Origin of the sequence: Shewanella sp. AC34-MNA-CIBAN-0136, assembly GCF_040309945.1 — a bacterium.
Lineage (GTDB): Bacteria > Pseudomonadota > Gammaproteobacteria > Enterobacterales > Shewanellaceae > Shewanella.
In genome coordinates this window covers 120,285-136,822 of the sequence record NZ_JBEOPJ010000009.1, presented here as the reverse complement: position 1 = coordinate 136,822, position 16,538 = coordinate 120,285, and the positions used below count along the sequence as shown (strand labels likewise).

The following is a 16,538-nucleotide window of genomic DNA, read 5'->3' as shown; positions in this document are numbered from 1 at the left end:
GAAATTAACAACCAAGATGGCCTAAATCGAGAGAAACAACCAAGATGAATTGCTTATTTGGTTATGTCTCTCAATCTGCATTACTTATAATCCAAGTTCACTAAGCAAGTCATCTGCGTCATCGACAACAATGCCTTTAATATTGGGATCATTTAATACATCTTTTGATTTTACAGTGCTGACTTGCGCTGTTTTACCATGAGTTTCAATTAACGAGTCCAAATCAAACTCTTCGTCCATTTCAAAGTCTGCTGAGCGAATAAACTCGGTTTTATCCATGGCGAATTCAAGATAAAAAATATGATTATTTTCAGTCTTAAATGACACTCGTCTGGCAACTGCATTATCGAGGTTTGTATCGATAGAAATAGTTAACTCTTTATTAATAACCAACATTTTAGGTTGGCTTTGGCTAATTGATGTTTGCAATTCTTTCGATATTTTACCAATAAAATCACCCAAAATTTGGTTCATTAATTCGCCCATAACATTACTGACATCATCAGAAGTATGTGAAAACGCGAGTTCTGTTTCAGGCATGCCCATGTTGATCATATAGCGGCGATAAATTTCAATAGCCGCAGCAGCTGAAAAATTGATAACAACTAGACCTGAAAAGCCGCCGTCGAAAATGGAAAAACACGCCAAATCAGGCTTTAAACGGGTACGAGAAATACTTTGAACCATCCCAGCATGACTAATATGGCTCGCACTAGTGCTAGACAGAACATGAGAAACAGAATGACAAAGTTTAAGTAAAATGTCGTCATTTTTGACTGTAGAAGATGAATTCATAACGTAGGTACCTTATCCATTAATTAAGCTAATCTTGCGGGTAAATCAAAAAAAAATCAAAATTAAAACAATCGATTAGCATGTTAATTAACCAATCAAACTTAATGGTACACTAATCATTTGATAATCAATAATTTTTTACAAATAAACACATTCAATTAACAAATGTAAAAATCAGCTGTTTGCTCACAAAAACAATCTTTCAAGCTTATGTTTTTTCATATTTTCATTATAATCGCACAACTTTGTATGGATTGTTTGAATTAGGACTGATGATGATTGGATTATTAAGACGCTTAACCATTTTAAAGCGCTTATTCATTATGTTAGCTTTAGCTGCTGTAGGCACTGTGGTTTTCGGTTCTTTTTCAATTAAAGAACAATATAATCATTTAATTGAGGAAAAATATAAGCAGATAAGTGGACAAGTCAGCCAATTAAGTAGCACTCTTGATGCGTTTAAATTGGCTAAGCCGGACGCTACGGTTGAAATATTAAGCCAATTTGCCAGTCAAATTGAGGTTAATGATCATCAAGCTTTTATCATTGTTGATAACCAAGACCGCATTATTGTTAATCCGCTTAATCAAAACTCTATCGGTAAACCACTTGCCAATTTAGCAACATTCAACGGTTCTAATTCATATCAACAATTGATCGCTAACGCCAAAAAAAACAACATCGCACAAAATGAACTTGCTATTGTCGACCAACAAAATCAGCCTCAAACAGTATTAGTCGCAGCGCAGTATTATTCAGCCCTTGATTGGACCTTAATCACTCAAGCTAACGTCAACGATGTTAATGAAAGCATGACAGGTATCATTATTGACTATTTTATTATCATGATGATTATTTCAGTGCCTATTTTTGCATTCTTTTTATTGTTGAATCATTCCATTACCCAACCTCTCAACGTCACGATCGATGCGATGGAACAGATAGCCAAAGGTGAAGGTGACTTGACCCAGCGTTTGTCGACTGAAGGTAACGACGAAGTGGCTAAATTGGCTGATGCATTCAATCAATTTGTGATTAAAATTGCCAATATGGTGGCTAATTTGCAACCGCTCGGGCATACCTTAAATGATGAAGCCATACATTTATTAGACACCGTAAAGTCATCTAATCAAAGCGCGAATCAAGTGCATAGTGAAACCCAAAGTGTCGCCGCGGCTATCAACCAGATGTTATCGACTAGCCAAGAAATGGCACGAAATACACAAGATGCAGCTGACGGTGCCGCTAATGTAAAACATCAAGCGGAACAGAATCAAAAATTGATGCAACAAACCGTTGAACAAACACAAAGTTTAGTCCATGAATTACATCAAGCTGAAACAGTGTCACTAACACTGAGTCATTCATCCGCTGAGATTGGCAGTATTCTTGATGTTATTGGCAGTATTGCAGATCAAACTAACCTGCTTGCGCTCAATGCCGCCATTGAAGCAGCACGAGCCGGTGAACATGGTCGAGGCTTTGCTGTAGTGGCAGATGAAGTACGAGCACTCGCGAATAGAACTCAGTCATCGACTAATGAAATCAATAAAATTATTAGTCAGATCCAAACGGGTATTCAATCGGTTATCGACAGCATTACTCATACCCAACGGGAGTCTGCTCAGTTACAGTCAAAAGCCGTTCAGTCAAGCGATGCAATTATCGAAATTCTAGCACTCATCGATAATATTAGTGGCATGACAGCACAACTTGCTAGTGCCACTGAAGAACAAGCATTGGTTACCGAAGACATCAATGTCAACGTCAATACCATTTCTGAACTCACCGAACAGTCGTTAACCGCTAACGAAACCCACAGCCAGGCAGCGCAATCGTTGCAAGCCATTAGTGTTGATATGAGCAAAACACTAGGGCAATTTAAAATATAATTAATAAAACGATTTATTAACTAAGGCTTGTCAGGCGGAGCATTGCAAATGTCAGCCCCAAAAGCCTTAGTTTTTTACCTGCTAAACCCTCTCATTCTTAGCACTGCCAATATTGGCTTATATCCCTGATGATTACATCGCCGATCATTTCGAGTCGAACATCACTTTTAGCCCTTCTGACTTTAGGGTATATTGTCTCCATCAGATTAAAAACTTGGGTTCTACAAGCATTTTTCAACCAAATGGCTAGTGAGTACTTTCGACTAGCTTATTGAAATATTGATACTTAATCCGATGAGTATTTAGTTGTCATTCATTACAGAGTATGTTGTTTATGTATCAAAAAACGGTCACCATTGTTGCTCCTCACGGTATTCACACCCGTCCAGCGGCATTACTGGTAAAAGAGGCAAAAGAGTTTGATTGCGACATTATGGTCGAATGTAATGGAAAACAAGCCAGTGCGAAAAGTTTATTTAAGTTGCAAACATTAGGCCTTTACCAAGGCATGTCTGTGACGGTGTTAGCGTCAGGTGAACACGGCCAAGCAGCCGTTGACAAAATAGCCTCAATGCTGATTACGCTTAGTTAATAGGACAACGTTATGTCAATCAATGGAATCGTTGTATCTGCAGGTATCGCTTTTGGTAAAGCATTGACTATTACCACCCAACTGCCACCACTCGATTTTAAACTGCTTTCTATTGAACAAATTGACCAGCAACAGCAACAGTTAACCCAGGCAATTCATCACTTGATTGCACATTTACAACACTGCCAACATCACCTGTGCCCAGATTGTGATAATTTCCAACTGATTGATAGCGATATTATGTTGCTTGAAGATGAGGAGCTGCAGCAGCAACTACATCAACATATTGAGCAATTTAGAGTCTGCGCAGCTGTCGCAGTTGATCGTATTTTTAATCAACATGCTGCAGAAATGTTGTCATTAGACGACCCTTATTTGGCCAATCGTAGCGGTGATATAATTTGTTTGGCTAAACGCCTCACCAGTGCTTTGCATGGCCATTTGCAATGGGATTTATCAACACTCACTGAAGACACTATTTTACTCGCTGATGACTTAACCCCTGCTGAATTTGCCATATTGCCATTAACCCACATTACTGGACTTATTCTCGAATCAGGAGGCCTAACAAGCCATACTGCCATTTTGGCTCGGGCAGCAGGAATTCCTGCATTACTCAATTATCAGTTTTCACAATCTGAAGATCCTATTACAGATGGTTCGCAGCTTATTTTAGATGGAATGTCTGGTGAGTTACATATCGCTCCATCAGCTGAACTTTTCGACCAATTAAAGCAAAAACAACAACAAGAGTTACTGCGTCGCCAAGCGTTAATGATTTATAAAGATAAGCCCAGTCAAACCAATGATGGTCATCTGGTCACTTTGCTGGCCAATGTGGGTAATCTGAGTGAAATATCTCATACAGCCGAAGTCGGAGCACAAGGCATTGGCTTGTTTCGTACTGAATTTTTATTGATGAATGCCAAAGCGCTACCTAATGAGCAGCAACAATATAAACTCTATTGTGACGCCCTTCATAGCTTACAAGGTGACGTACTGACCATTCGAACATTTGATATCGGCGCAGATAAAGAGATCCCTTGTTTGCCGCAAAGTAACGAAGATAATCCAGCTCTTGGCATTCGTGGTATTCGCTATAGTTTGGCGCACCCAGAGACCTTTATCACCCAGGTAAAAGCAATACTTCGGGCGGCGAATCATGGCCAGGTTCGATTAATGTTTCCGATGGTAAGCCAGGTTGAAGAACTTGACGCCGCATTTTTATTAATTGAACGTGCCAAAGCAGAATTAATTGAACAAGAAAAAGGTTTTGGTACCCTGAGTTACGGCATTGTGGTTGAAACCCCAGCAGCGGTACTGAACCTACCCAGCATGCTGCCACTGCTCGATTTTGTCAGTATCGGCACCAATGATTTAACTCAATATACTTTAGCGGCCGATAGAACTAATCCACATTTAGCCAAACAATATCCACCTTTATCACCTGCTGTTATTCAATTAATTTCCATCACCATAAACCACTGTAAACAGGCAAATGTTAAAGTCTCTTTATGTGGTGAACTTGGCAGCGATCCATACGTCTTACCTTTGTTAGTCGGACTTGGGCTTGATGAGTTGAGTATCAACCCGGCTAATTTATTAGACGTAAAAGTGGCATTGATTAAAGGTAATTACACAAAATTTGTCCGCCATGCACAACACATTGCTTTGTTAACTCGAATTACTGAAATTCGTAAAGCCATTAACGCTTTTGCACATGATTGCGATTAATCACACGAATAAAGTTGGTAAAGTTGACAGAGCCGTTTACAATTAAGCGCATAAAAATATTAATAAAAGGGGCTTGTTCTTATGGGATTTTTAAGCCGCATTAGACGACTTATTTCCGGCCAACCACCATTAACGGGTGGTATTGCCATTTATGCACCTGTATCGGGTGATATTGTTGCAATTGAAAAAGTACCCGACGTGGTATTTGCTGAAAAAATTGTTGGCGATGGGATTGCTATCGACCCTAAGGGCGAATTTATTGTTGCCCCGATTGATGGCACTATAGGTAAAATTTTTGAAACCAACCACGCATTTAGTATTGAGTCTCCACAAGGGCTTGAGCTGTTTGTGCATTTTGGGGTTGGTACCGTTGAACTTAGAGGCAATGGTTTTAAGCGTTTAGCCGAGGAAGGTCAGCAAGTTAAAGCCGGTGAACCGATTTTGTCTTTCGATTTAGCTTACTTACGCGGAAAAGTTGATAGTTTACTCACTCCGGTAGTGCTGGCCAATATGGAAGACGTTAAACAATTAGATAAGGCCCAAGGCAGCGTTATTGCGGGTAAAGATATTATTTTTACGGTGCAAATGTAACATCAAATTGGTTCGATTTATTTAATACCTCTACTCAATCGTGTCGTAAACTATTACGCCACGATAATATGCAACCTTCAGCTTAAGTGAGCGTAGGTTGCATATTATGAAATCTTTTCAAAACACCGTCTTCGGCTTGTCCAAGCCGCTTCACAATGCCACAATGTTGTTAAATGCATTCAATGATATCAATGTTACATAAGGCACTTTTTCAGGCTTATCTATAGAGCCAAGCCTCTACATGACACCCCTATCGACATTAATGGAGTATTCTTTTGACTTTATACGGCATAAAAAATTGCGATACCGTTCGTAAAGCGCGCAAATGGCTTGAAGCCGAAAAAATTGATTACACGTTTCACGACTTCCGTGAAGATGGCCTAAATGAAGCCATGGTTACGCAGTGGGCTGATGTTGTAGGTTGGGAAACCTTGTTTAACAAACGTAGCACCAGTTTTCGTGGTTTATCTGATGCAGATAAAACGGATATCACTCAAGACAAAGCCATTGCCTTAATGGTGCAACATCCAACATTAATTAAGCGCCCTGTTCTCGTCAATAACGATAAATTACTGGTTGGTTTTAACCTAGCTCAATACCAAGCGTGGTTCGCATAATGAATAATGATGTAGTTGAATTAGCAAAGGATCTGATTTCACGTCCATCGGTAACACCATTGGATGAAGGTTGCCAAACCTTAATGGCCAATCGCCTTGCCGCCATTGGTTTTAACATTGAACCAATGGTTTTTGAAGACACCACCAATATGTGGGCAAGAAGAGGGAACAGTGATCCGGTTTTCTGCTTTGCAGGTCATACCGATGTGGTACCTACTGGTGATCTTAACCGTTGGCATACTCCTCCGTTTGAACCGACCATCATTGATAACTATTTACATGGTCGTGGTGCAGCAGACATGAAAGGATCATTAGCCGCGATGATTATCGCGACTGAACGTTTTGTTGCTAAGCATCCAGACCACAACGGCTCTATTGCTTATTTAATTACCAGTGACGAAGAAGGTCCTTTTATTAACGGTACCACTCGGGTTATTGATACGCTCGAAGCTCGTAATGAAAAAATGACATGGGCGCTAGTTGGCGAACCTTCATCAACGCATAAATTGGGTGATGTCGTCAAAAATGGTCGTCGTGGCAGCTTAACGGGCAACTTAACCGTTAACGGAATTCAAGGCCATGTTGCCTATCCACATTTAGCCGACAACCCTATTCATAACGCGGTTCCAGCACTAACTGAACTCGCACAAATGCATTGGGATAACGGTAATGAGTTTTTCCCACCGACCAGTTTCCAAATTGCTAATATAAATGGCGGTACAGGGGCATCGAATGTTATCCCCGGTGAATTAACCGTGATGTTTAATTTCCGTTACTCAACCGAAGTGACCGCAGAAGAATTGATCCAACGGGTGGTAAGTATTCTTGATGCTCATGGCTTAGATTATGATATCAACTGGATATTTAATGGTTTACCGTTTCTAACGGGTGACGGTCCACTGCTTGATGCCACACGGGAAGCGATTCGCGAAGTCACAGGTTATGAAACCGACCCCCAAACCTCAGGTGGTACCTCAGATGGTCGCTTTATCGCACCAACTGGCGCACAAGTGTTGGAGTTAGGCCCAGTCAACGCGACAATTCATAAAGTGAATGAATGTGTCAACGTGGCCGACTTAGAAATATTAGCTAATTGCTATGAACGCATTTTGGAAAAGCTATTGTGCAAATAAGCTCACTGCTTTGTTCGATTGATATCCCTAACGAGCAAGCTAAACTATACGGTTTAGACGATCGTCATTTAGTTTCAGTAGGACAGTTTTTGCTTGAACAACGCACTGCAACTGCATTTCAGCAGTTGCAGAACGCGGCATCTGCTGCGGGGTTTAATGTACAAATATGTTCGGCATATAGACCATTTGATCGTCAATTGAGTATTTGGAACGCCAAAGCCACAGGTCAGCGACCATTACTCGACCAAGACTCAAATCCAGTTGAGTTTACGTCACTCACGCCCCAACAGCTGATTGATACCATTTTGATATGGTCTGCCCTCCCTGGCGCATCTCGGCATCATTGGGGCACCGATTTCGATATATATGATGCGAATAACATTAGCAAACAAGCACTGCAGTTAATCACTGCAGAATATACCGCCGATGGCCCTTGTGCTTCTCTACATCAATGGCTTATCTCGCATGCTGCTGAGTTTGGATTTTATTTCCCCTATCAACCTGATTTAAGTGGCGTTAGTCCTGAGCCATGGCACATGAGCTATTTTCCTGTCGCTAATGAGTTGTTGGAGCAATTTAGCGCAGATGAATTTGCAAAAGTGTTGTCTGCGGCAGAAATATCGTTAAAATCACCCTTAATTGAACGGCTAACAGAGTTAGTTAATCATTATGTTTTCTTTGTTGCGCCCTCTCCGGCTTAATGTTTGCGCGCATTTCCTCTTTGAATGAGTTTGTTATGTCCACTTTAATGCATCACATAGAAATTGATAATCAACCACTGTATTACTTAGATGAAGGACATGGACCTGTTGTTATTTTTTGTCATGGCTTACTCACCAATAGCACTATGTGGCGATCGCAAATTGACCAACTGTCATCACAGTATCGATGTATTGCCATCGACTTTTGGGGCCATGGTCAAACAACCACTATCCCAGAATCTGTTGAAAATTTACAAGATGTGGCCCAAAACGTATTAACGTTAATGGATAAGCTTGAAATCAACTCTGCCGCCATCGTAGGTCATGGTAGTGGCGGTGCAATTGCGGCAGAGCTTATATTACATGCACCGGCTCGCATTAATGGCTTGGTGATGTTAAACAGTTTTGTGGGATTTGAACCGCAAGTTAATTGCGTTAAATACCAAGGGTTAATGGCTCAAGTTGCCAACGACCAAGCTATATCAGCAGACCTTGCACAAACCATTAGCACATTATATTTTAGTAAAGAGATTGAGCAATTGGTCAACCAAGACCCCAATCTAGCTAATATTGTTGCACAATTTAGCGCTGAATTAACGTCTTACTCTGGCGCCCAACTTACTGCGTTACTTAAATTTGCCAATATGGCCATATTCAAACGTGACACACTCGAATCGGTTGAGTTATTAACATTACCGACTTTGGTGGCCGTAGGATTAAGTGGTTATTTGCGTACCGCACTGGAAAGTTATTTAATGCATGACTGTATTGATGGCAGTCAATTATTGCACATTGAACAAGCTGGTCACTTAGCTAACATCGAAAAACCAGCCATTTTTAATCAGCATCTTGTTGATTTTTTGAGTAAAGTTAATTTTAATTAATCACCTCAATGGATAGACCAGATCCGTCGGCATTGCTGATATACTCATTACAAAATGACATATTACCTGTAATACCTTACCGGTAAAAAACGACCTAATTCGAGCGCTCATGAAACTTCTTAAACCATTATTTGATAATAATCGCCGTTGGGCTGAACGGATCAATAAAGAAGATCCTACCTTTTTTGCGCAACTGGCAAAACAACAAAACCCAGAATACTTATGGATTGGTTGCTCAGATAGCCGAGTGCCTTCTAATCAGATTATCGACTTATTACCCGGTGAAGTGTTTGTTCACCGTAACATCGCTAATATGGTCATTCACACAGATTTAAATTGTTTATCAGTGCTGCAATATGCTGTCGATGTACTAAAAGTAAAGCACATCATGGTCGTTGGGCATTATGGCTGTGGTGGTGTTCGTGCGGCAATGAATAAAGAGCGACTGGGCCTGATTGACAATTGGCTCGGACATTTACGTGACATTTATCGTATTCACGAGGATGCTCTTGAATCGATGAGTGAACAAGGGCGTTTTGATCGCCTGTGTGAGCTTAATGTGATGGAACAAGTGTCAAATGTTGTGTCGACCAACATCGTTCAAGAAGCATGGGATCGTGGCCAAGATGTTGCAATACATGGTTGGATTTACGGAATTAATAACGGATTACTCACAGATTTAGACGTGACAATCGACCGTCTTCATGGGCGCAATTTAGCTTAACCTTGCCTTCTATCTCCATTTACACTTTTAATAGGCCTGTTATTTAGCAGGCCTTTGTTTATTGTTATTAAAAATATGCAATAAAAGTCGCGAACCACCACTGAAGAACGTTATAATCATCCAGTTTATTTAGCGCTACTATGCGCAGAATTTTTAGGAGATGATTTCCATGCCTGGTTTTGAATTATTTGGTCCTGAAGAAAAGCAGGAAGTTGCTGACGTAATGGAGAACGGTTTTACCTTCCGTTATAACTTCGACCATATGCGTAATGATCGCTGGAAAACCCGCGACATGGAGCAACTACTTTGCGAAAAAATGAACGTGAAACACGCTCATTTAGTATCAAGCGGTACTGCTGCATTACAAACTGCAATGGCAGCAGCGGGCATTGGTGCTGGCGATGAAGTTATTGTGCCTCCATTTACCTTCGTAGCCTCTGTTGAAGCCGTGTTTATGGCCGGTGCTGTACCTATTTTTGCTGAAATTGACGAAACATTATGTTTATCTCCAGAAGGTATTGAAGCTGTCATCACACCACGTACCAAGGCTATTAACCTTGTTCATATGTGTGGTTCTATGGCGAAGATGGACGAAATCAAAGCGGTGTGTAAAAAGCATAACTTGGTGATTTTAGAAGATGCATGTCAAGCCATCGGTGGCAGTTATAAAGGCCAAGCATTGGGCACCATCGGTGATGTAGGTTGTTATTCATTTGACTCAGTTAAAACCATCACCTGTGGTGAGGGTGGCGCGATTGTCACTAACAATAGCGAAATTTATAACCACTCACACATGTTTTCAGATCACGGTCATGACCATGTTGGTAATGATCGTGGTGCAGAATCACACCCAATTATGGGTTTGAATTTCCGAATTTCAGAAATGAATGCAGCAATGGGTTTAGCACAATTACGTAAGCTTGATAAAATCATTGCTATTCAGCGTAAAAATAAGAAAACCATTAAAGATGCTATGGCATCTATTGCTGAAATCACCTTCCGTGAAATTCCAGATCCAGACGGCGATTCTGCAGGCTTCTTAACATTTATGATGCCAACAGAAGAACGCACTCAAGAAATTAATAAAAAGCTGGCTGCCAACAAAGTTGATGGTTGTTTTTACTGGTATGTTAACAACTGGCATTACCTTAAAAATTGGAAACACATCCAAGAACTTAAAGCACCTGCCGCATTACCTATTATGCTAATCGCTGATCGCCCTGACTACACTAAAGTGCTGACACCTAAATCTGACGCTATCATGAGCCGAACGATTTCGATGTTGATCAAGTTGTCTTGGACTGATGAGCAAATAGCTGAACGTATTGAAAATATCAAACGCGCTTTTGCCTAGCATTGATGCCTCTCGGTCAGTGATGGCTCAGAGCACTTTTTACAGTACTTATCTCAATGGAGACTGTTGTAATGAGTTTTAAAAATTTTAAATGTGTACCAAAAATGATCTTTGGCCGTGGTTCATTTGTACAACTTGATGTTGTATTAGGTCAAGAACGCCAAGATGCTAACGATTTTGTCGTTTTCCTTGTCGATGATGTACATCAAGGTAAACCGCTAGCTGACCGCGTGCCAACTCAAGCGCACGACCTACTGATTTACGTAAACGTAGATGATGAGCCAACAACTGAACAAGTTGATGCGTTAACGGCGCAAGTTAACGCATTTAACACTAAGTTACCAGTGAGCGTAGTTGGTTTAGGCGGCGGTTCAACGATGGACTTAGCCAAAGCCGTATCACTAATGCTCACTAACCCTGGTAGTTCTTCTGAATACCAAGGTTGGGATTTAATTAAAAATCCTGCAATACATCATATTGGTATTCCAACAGTGTCTGGCACGGGTGCTGAAGCATCACGTACTGCAGTATTGTGCGGACCCGTTCGTAAGCTAGGTTTAAACTCAGATTACACCGTGTTTGATCAAATCATCATGGACTCTGAATTAATTGCAGGGGTTCCGACTGATCAGTGGTTCTATACTGGTATGGATTGTTTTATCCATTGTGTAGAATCATTACAAGGCACATACCTCAACGAGTTTGCTAAAGCATTTGCCGAAAAATCAATGGATTTATGTCGTCAAGTGTTCTTAGACGACCACGCAGAAAAAGACGACAAGTTAATGATGGCGTCATACATGGGCGGTATGAGCATTGCTTATAGCCAAGTCGGTGCATGTCATGCGGTATCTTACGGTTTAGGTTATGTACTGGGTTATCACCACGGTATTGGTAACTGTTTAGCCTTTGACGTGCTGGAAGAATTCTATCCAGAAGGTGTGACTGAATTCCGTAAAATGATGAAAATTCATAACATCACTCTGCCTAAAAACATCTGTAAAGATTTGCCAGATGAAACTATCGCTAAGATGGTTGCCGTGACTAAGAGCATGGGTCCACTTTGGGACAACGTGTACGGTAAAGGCTGGGAAGAGAAAGTTACCGATGAAATGCTGACTAAGTTATTCCGTCGTATATAATAAACGACAGATTAAGTCATAAAGGGCTCTTATGAGCCCTTTTATTTATTGTCTATATTATTGTCACAACCACAAGTAGGTCATATTAATGAAAGTTACTCTATTAATCCCGGCACGTTATGGTTCAAGCCGTTTCCCGGGCAAGCCGCTAGCCCCGATTAATGGTAAACCCATGATCCAACACGTTTATGAACGTGCATCATTAGCAAAAGGCCTCGATAGCATCTATGTTGCTACAGATGACGACCGCATTAAAGATGCCGTTGAATCCTTTGGTGGTAAAGTCGTAATGACCAGCCCTGATGCCGCCTCTGGTACCGACCGTATTAATGATGCCATTGCATTGCTTGGTCTTAACGATGACGATTTAGTGATTAATTTACAAGGCGATCAACCGCTGATTGATCCTATCTCAATCGAACAAATCATAAGTCTATTTGAACGTCACCCTGGTGAATTCGAAATGGCGACATTAGGATTTGAAATCGTCGATAAAAGAGAATTAGACGACCCTATGCACGTTAAAATGGTATTTGATAATGACCATAATGCATTGTATTTCTCTCGCTCTCGTATCCCCTTTGGTCGCGATACCAATGACTATCCGGTTTACAAGCATTTAGGTGTTTATGGCTACACTAAGCGTTTTGTGAATGCCTTTGCTAAGTTACCTTTAGGTAGACTTGAAGATCTCGAAAAATTAGAACAGCTACGCGCACTCGAATACGGCCACAAAATTAAAATTGCTATCAGCGCATTTGACTCTCCAGAAGTCGATACCCCTGAAGATATTCGCAAATGTGAACTACGTTTAGCCGTCGACTAACCAAACATATATGCTTATAGCTGGTGTTGTCTTAACAACATCAGCTATAAAATTGCAGGTTAAAAGGAGTTTCCAATGAGTCTAGAAGGTTATGAAGTTTGGCTAATTATCATTTTAGTCATCGGCGTTATTGCAAGTAACATTGCGGTGTTGAAATATTCTGCCAAATTTAAAATGCCTCAATTTGGTGAACATAAAGACCGAGAGCAAAATCCTGAAAAAGAAACCAGTTCACCAGAATCTGAACAAAAACTGACTGAAGAACCTTCAGACGAGAAAGACAACGGCAGCAAAGACAGCAAAGACAAAACGTTATAATGCTCAATGTACCTATCTATAAAATGAGCCTATCTATAATTTAGTGGGTTGCAAATAGCAAAACGCCCATGTTGGCCTATCTTCTCGTTCTTAATCGTTGTTATTTGCCTAGCAGTTATTTTATATCTGTATTTCCATTCGTCATAACCTCTATATGGCGCAACTTAAGCTAATAATAAAGCTAACCTCATAATGGGGTTAGCTTAAAGTATCCAACGGCTCTGTTGCTATACTGATGTTTTAATACCACAGGCAAGTGTTACTCACTGTCAAGTGTGACTCGTTGTTGCTCTTGGTTATTAGGCCAAGCATTAATGACTGCTTTTACTAGCGATGCTAGTGGTATGGCAAAAAAGACTCCCCAAACGCCCCATAAGCCCCCAAAGACTAACACGGCGGCAATAATCACAACCGGGTGTAAATCAACCGCATCAGAAAACAATAGCGGTACTAATACATTGCCATCTAGCGCCTGAATAATCCCATAACCTAACATTAAGTAACCAAACTCAGCACTAAAACCCCATTGAAAAAATGCGACTAATGCAATCGGCAATGTAACCAAAGTAGCGCCAACATATGGGATCAATACCGACAAGCCTGTCAATACACCTAGTAGTGCTGAGTAACGCAGCCCCATGATAGCAAAAAAGATATAACTGGCTACGCCAACAATAACAATTTCAATCACTTTACCACGAATATAATTAAAGATTTGTTGGTCCATTTCAAACCAAACTTTTCTCGCTAGACCACGGTTAGACGGGAAAAATCGTTTGCTGCCATTTAATAAAAAGTCTTTGTCTTTTAAAAAGAAAAATACCAACAATGGCACTAAAATGGCGTACACCATTAATACTAATAATGACGCAGAATAACCTAAAATTTGTTTCCCTAAATCAATAAGGTGCTGTGTATCAAGCATCTTATTAATTTCTTCCATCATCGAATCAAGTTGTGATGCACTCACAAACTGCGGGTAATCAGCGCTAAACTCGCGCACAATTAGCATGCCCTTATCAATCATTGAGGGTAAATCAGTAACCAATGACACCCCTTGACGCCAAATACTCGGCACCAAACCAAACATCAAAATAATCATCACCCCTAAAAATACCACCAACACGATTGTTGCCGCAGCGGTTCGGCTTATACCCAGTCGCGACATTTGTGCTACCGGCCACTCCAGTAAAAACGCTAACACCAAAGCAACCAGCAAAGGCGCAAGCAATCCAGAACCGAAGTACAATGCAAGACCAATCCCAATAATAATAAACATTAACGTTATGGCTTGTGGATCACTAAAACGGGTTTTGTACCAATCAGTTAAAATTTCCAGCATTGAAAAACCTTTTATATAAACAATATCAATTTGTTTTGGTGATGATAAATGACAAACAATGCGGTTGATCAGCAATGATTTCAATACCAAAACCCATTTTTTTTATCAACAAGGGAACATCTCGGCGTGAACCAGGGTCAGATAAGAGTACATGTAATTTTTCATCCACATCCATCTGTTTTAGTAAAAGTTTCACTTTTACTAAAGGATAAGGACAAACATAGGGTGTTAAATCAATTAAAATCATTATCAACTTGCTTTAAACAATCTAGGGCTATTATCCTAGCTTGTACAATAAACCACAAGCAATGTAACTTAAGCAAACTTGCTGGTTAAGCTTAAATTTTCGATTCAATCATCATTAAAGGTTCCGCTTGAGTAAATTATCATTATCGACCTTTTCAAAATCACTGGCTGCTAGCGCTATTAGTGTGCTTTTTGCTGCCAGTATTGGCCACAGTTTTGCCAATAATGATCTTCCAGATCTAGGTACCGCAGCGGTCAATACTTTTAGTTTAGAAAAAGAAACTGTCTACGGAGACGCTTATATGCGCGTTATTCGTTCATCGGCACCGGTACTCAGTGATCCAGTGTTAACCCAATATTTATCTGAACTGGGTAACAAACTTGTTGCTAATGCCACGGGGGTAAAGACACCATTTTATTTCTTTTTACTCCGCAATGATGAAATCAACGCGTTTGCGTTTTTTGGTGGTCATGTTGGCGTACATACGGGGTTATTTTTAAATGCCGACAACGAAAGTGAACTTGCATCGGTATTAGCCCACGAAATTACCCACGTCACTCAACGCCATTTAGCACGATCTCTTGAGGCACAACAAAAAAGCTCAACTGCCACAATTGTGGGAATGTTAGGGGCTATTTTATTAACGATTGCTGCACCACAAGCCGGTATGGCAGCCTTAGCAACCACTCAGGCCTTAGCAACACAATCTAAAATTAACTATACCCGCTTACATGAAAAAGAAGCTGATCGTATTGGAATGCAAATTCTTGTCGATGCCGGATTTGATCCTAATGCTGCCGCTACATTTTTTGGTCAACTGGCAATTCGTTATCGTTTTACCACAACACCACCACAAATGTTGCTGACGCATCCATTGCCAGAATCACGTATTACCGAGGCACGTAACCGCGCGGCTCAGTACCCTAAAAGTAATGTCCCTAACAGCCTTAACTTTCAGCTAGCTAAAGCGCGTATCCAAGTACGCTTTTCAAGTTTTAGTGATGATGCCGCGTTATCTTTGTTTAATCAACAACTCAAAAAGAACGAGTATTCGTTTAAACAGGCCGCGCTCTATGGCAAAGCTTTAGCACTTTTCCGTTTAGAAAAATTTGCACAAGCTGAAGTGATCATTGATGATTTACTAAAACAAGATGACAATAATCTGTTCTACATCGACACCAAAACAGATTTATTAGATCAGAAAAAAGATTTTGCAGGTGCAATAGCATTATTAGAAGCTCAACGGAAATTAAAACCGACCTCACAAGTGGTCAACGCTAACTTAGCCAATATTTATGTTCAGGCAGATCAGCCTAAAAAAGCTATCCCGCTGTTAGAAGAACTGATATTTTTCGATAAGCAAAGTATGCTGCCGTATCAAATTATGGCTGATGCATATCGTAAGCTAGACAATAAAGCGCTTGAGTATTATAGCAATGCTGAACTCATGGCCTTATCGGCTAACTACAAAGGTGCAATTGACCAACTCAATTATGCATATCGCTATTCTGATGGCCAAAACCTACAAATGGCACGAATTGAAGCAAGAATAAGACAATTCAGACAAGCAGATAGGGCAATGGAAGAATTAAAATAGCCGCGATAATCTAACCTTACAAGCTATTCTTTGATAGAATAATGGCAAA

General features: G+C 40.4%; 17 protein-coding genes. 14 read left to right on the top strand and 3 right to left on the bottom strand.

Features of this window, described 5'->3' with window-relative positions; all coding sequences use genetic code 11:
* Positions 1-84 precede the first annotated feature (84 nt).
* Entirely contained in the window at positions 85-795 is a 711-nt protein-coding gene (locus AAEY94_RS11165) for a DUF3334 family protein (protein WP_101087609.1), read from the bottom strand.
* 275 nt (positions 796-1,070) lie between these two features.
* Between AAEY94_RS11165 and AAEY94_RS11160 the strand changes: the two genes are divergently transcribed.
* The 13 genes from AAEY94_RS11160 (at position 1,071) to AAEY94_RS11100 (ending at position 13,303) form a co-directional block, all read left to right on the top strand.
* Positions 1,071-2,687, top strand: a complete 1,617-nt coding sequence (locus AAEY94_RS11160) for a methyl-accepting chemotaxis protein (RefSeq protein ID WP_162024329.1) — start codon at positions 1,071-1,073, stop codon at positions 2,685-2,687.
* A gap of 334 nt (positions 2,688-3,021) precedes the next feature.
* Complete coding sequence (locus AAEY94_RS11155; RefSeq protein WP_041413537.1) at positions 3,022-3,279, top strand: HPr family phosphocarrier protein; 258 nt, start codon at positions 3,022-3,024, stop codon at positions 3,277-3,279.
* A 12-nt stretch (positions 3,280-3,291) separates the two neighbouring features.
* The gene (ptsP, locus tag AAEY94_RS11150) at positions 3,292-5,013 is read left to right on the top strand and encodes a phosphoenolpyruvate--protein phosphotransferase (RefSeq protein WP_350978829.1); all 1,722 of its coding nucleotides are present in this window, start codon (positions 3,292-3,294) and stop codon (positions 5,011-5,013) included.
* An 81-nt stretch (positions 5,014-5,094) separates the two neighbouring features.
* Positions 5,095-5,604 carry a PTS glucose transporter subunit IIA gene (crr, locus tag AAEY94_RS11145; RefSeq protein ID WP_101087606.1) on the top strand — a complete coding sequence of 170 codons (510 nt, stop codon included), beginning with the start codon at positions 5,095-5,097 and terminating at the stop codon, positions 5,602-5,604.
* A gap of 275 nt (positions 5,605-5,879) precedes the next feature.
* The gene (locus tag AAEY94_RS11140; protein WP_101087605.1) at positions 5,880-6,221 is read left to right on the top strand and encodes an ArsC family reductase; all 342 of its coding nucleotides are present in this window, start codon (positions 5,880-5,882) and stop codon (positions 6,219-6,221) included.
* Positions 6,221-7,354 carry a succinyl-diaminopimelate desuccinylase gene (dapE, locus tag AAEY94_RS11135; RefSeq protein WP_194956173.1) on the top strand — a complete coding sequence of 378 codons (1,134 nt, stop codon included), beginning with the start codon at positions 6,221-6,223 and terminating at the stop codon, positions 7,352-7,354. Before AAEY94_RS11140 ends, dapE begins: the two co-directional genes overlap by 1 nt.
* Positions 7,345-8,055, top strand: a complete 711-nt coding sequence (locus AAEY94_RS11130; protein ID WP_192116076.1) for a D-alanyl-D-alanine carboxypeptidase family protein — start codon at positions 7,345-7,347, stop codon at positions 8,053-8,055. Before dapE ends, AAEY94_RS11130 begins: the two co-directional genes overlap by 10 nt.
* A gap of 35 nt (positions 8,056-8,090) precedes the next feature.
* The gene (locus AAEY94_RS11125) at positions 8,091-8,939 is read left to right on the top strand and encodes an alpha/beta fold hydrolase (RefSeq protein WP_182743663.1); all 849 of its coding nucleotides are present in this window, start codon (positions 8,091-8,093) and stop codon (positions 8,937-8,939) included.
* A 109-nt stretch (positions 8,940-9,048) separates the two neighbouring features.
* Complete coding sequence (gene can / locus AAEY94_RS11120; protein WP_101087601.1) at positions 9,049-9,663, top strand: carbonate dehydratase; 615 nt, start codon at positions 9,049-9,051, stop codon at positions 9,661-9,663.
* Between the two features lie 169 nt (positions 9,664-9,832).
* The gene (kdnA, locus tag AAEY94_RS11115; RefSeq protein ID WP_011637227.1) at positions 9,833-11,017 is read left to right on the top strand and encodes an 8-amino-3,8-dideoxy-alpha-D-manno-octulosonate transaminase KdnA; all 1,185 of its coding nucleotides are present in this window, start codon (positions 9,833-9,835) and stop codon (positions 11,015-11,017) included.
* A 71-nt stretch (positions 11,018-11,088) separates the two neighbouring features.
* On the top strand, positions 11,089-12,159 hold the full coding sequence (kdnB, locus tag AAEY94_RS11110) for a 3-deoxy-alpha-D-manno-octulosonate 8-oxidase KdnB (RefSeq protein ID WP_101087600.1): 1,071 nt from the start codon (positions 11,089-11,091) through the stop codon (positions 12,157-12,159).
* A gap of 88 nt (positions 12,160-12,247) precedes the next feature.
* A complete protein-coding gene (gene kdsB, locus AAEY94_RS11105; protein ID WP_101087599.1) occupies positions 12,248-12,985 on the top strand; it encodes an 8-amino-3,8-dideoxy-manno-octulosonate cytidylyltransferase KdsB in 738 nt (245 codons plus the stop codon).
* A 75-nt stretch (positions 12,986-13,060) separates the two neighbouring features.
* Positions 13,061-13,303 (top strand): DUF2897 family protein, encoded by a 243-nt coding sequence (locus AAEY94_RS11100; protein ID WP_182743665.1) that lies wholly within the window; start codon positions 13,061-13,063, stop codon positions 13,301-13,303.
* Positions 13,304-13,562: 259 nt separating this feature from the next.
* On the opposite strand, the gene AAEY94_RS11095 is transcribed toward AAEY94_RS11100, so the two are convergent.
* Positions 13,563-14,645: an AI-2E family transporter gene (locus tag AAEY94_RS11095; protein WP_101087597.1), complete on the bottom strand. Its 1,083-nt coding sequence runs from the start codon at positions 14,643-14,645 to the stop codon at positions 13,563-13,565.
* 25 nt (positions 14,646-14,670) lie between these two features.
* Positions 14,671-14,892, bottom strand: coding sequence for a sulfurtransferase TusA family protein (locus AAEY94_RS11090; protein ID WP_162022940.1), 222 nt, complete (start codon positions 14,890-14,892; stop codon positions 14,671-14,673).
* Between the two features lie 163 nt (positions 14,893-15,055).
* On the opposite strand from AAEY94_RS11090, the gene bepA reads away from it, so the two are divergent.
* Complete coding sequence (gene bepA / locus AAEY94_RS11085; RefSeq protein WP_254439930.1) at positions 15,056-16,489, top strand: beta-barrel assembly-enhancing protease; 1,434 nt, start codon at positions 15,056-15,058, stop codon at positions 16,487-16,489.
* The last annotated feature ends 49 nt before the right edge of the window (positions 16,490-16,538 follow it).

What these genes read in the sequence shown, in the direction of transcription:
- ptsP (WP_350978829.1), top strand. Translation starts at nt 3,292, where the DNA reads ATGTCAATCAATGGAATCGTTGTATCTGCAGGTATCGCTTTTGGTAAA.
- AAEY94_RS11155 (WP_041413537.1), top strand. Translation starts at nt 3,022, where the DNA reads ATGTATCAAAAAACGGTCACCATTGTTGCTCCTCACGGTATTCACACC.
- can (WP_101087601.1), top strand. Translation starts at nt 9,049, where the DNA reads ATGAAACTTCTTAAACCATTATTTGATAATAATCGCCGTTGGGCTGAA.
- kdnA (WP_011637227.1), top strand. Translation starts at nt 9,833, where the DNA reads ATGCCTGGTTTTGAATTATTTGGTCCTGAAGAAAAGCAGGAAGTTGCT.
- crr (WP_101087606.1), top strand. Translation starts at nt 5,095, where the DNA reads ATGGGATTTTTAAGCCGCATTAGACGACTTATTTCCGGCCAACCACCA.
- AAEY94_RS11100 (WP_182743665.1), top strand. Translation starts at nt 13,061, where the DNA reads ATGAGTCTAGAAGGTTATGAAGTTTGGCTAATTATCATTTTAGTCATC.
- dapE (WP_194956173.1), top strand. Translation starts at nt 6,221, where the DNA reads ATGAATAATGATGTAGTTGAATTAGCAAAGGATCTGATTTCACGTCCA.
- AAEY94_RS11095 (WP_101087597.1), bottom strand. Translation starts at nt 14,645, where the DNA reads ATGCTGGAAATTTTAACTGATTGGTACAAAACCCGTTTTAGTGATCCA.
- kdsB (WP_101087599.1), top strand. Translation starts at nt 12,248, where the DNA reads ATGAAAGTTACTCTATTAATCCCGGCACGTTATGGTTCAAGCCGTTTC.
- kdnB (WP_101087600.1), top strand. Translation starts at nt 11,089, where the DNA reads ATGAGTTTTAAAAATTTTAAATGTGTACCAAAAATGATCTTTGGCCGT.
- AAEY94_RS11160 (WP_162024329.1), top strand. Translation starts at nt 1,071, where the DNA reads ATGATTGGATTATTAAGACGCTTAACCATTTTAAAGCGCTTATTCATT.
- AAEY94_RS11165 (WP_101087609.1), bottom strand. Translation starts at nt 795, where the DNA reads ATGAATTCATCTTCTACAGTCAAAAATGACGACATTTTACTTAAACTT.
- AAEY94_RS11090 (WP_162022940.1), bottom strand. Translation starts at nt 14,892, where the DNA reads ATGATTTTAATTGATTTAACACCCTATGTTTGTCCTTATCCTTTAGTA.
- AAEY94_RS11125 (WP_182743663.1), top strand. Translation starts at nt 8,091, where the DNA reads ATGTCCACTTTAATGCATCACATAGAAATTGATAATCAACCACTGTAT.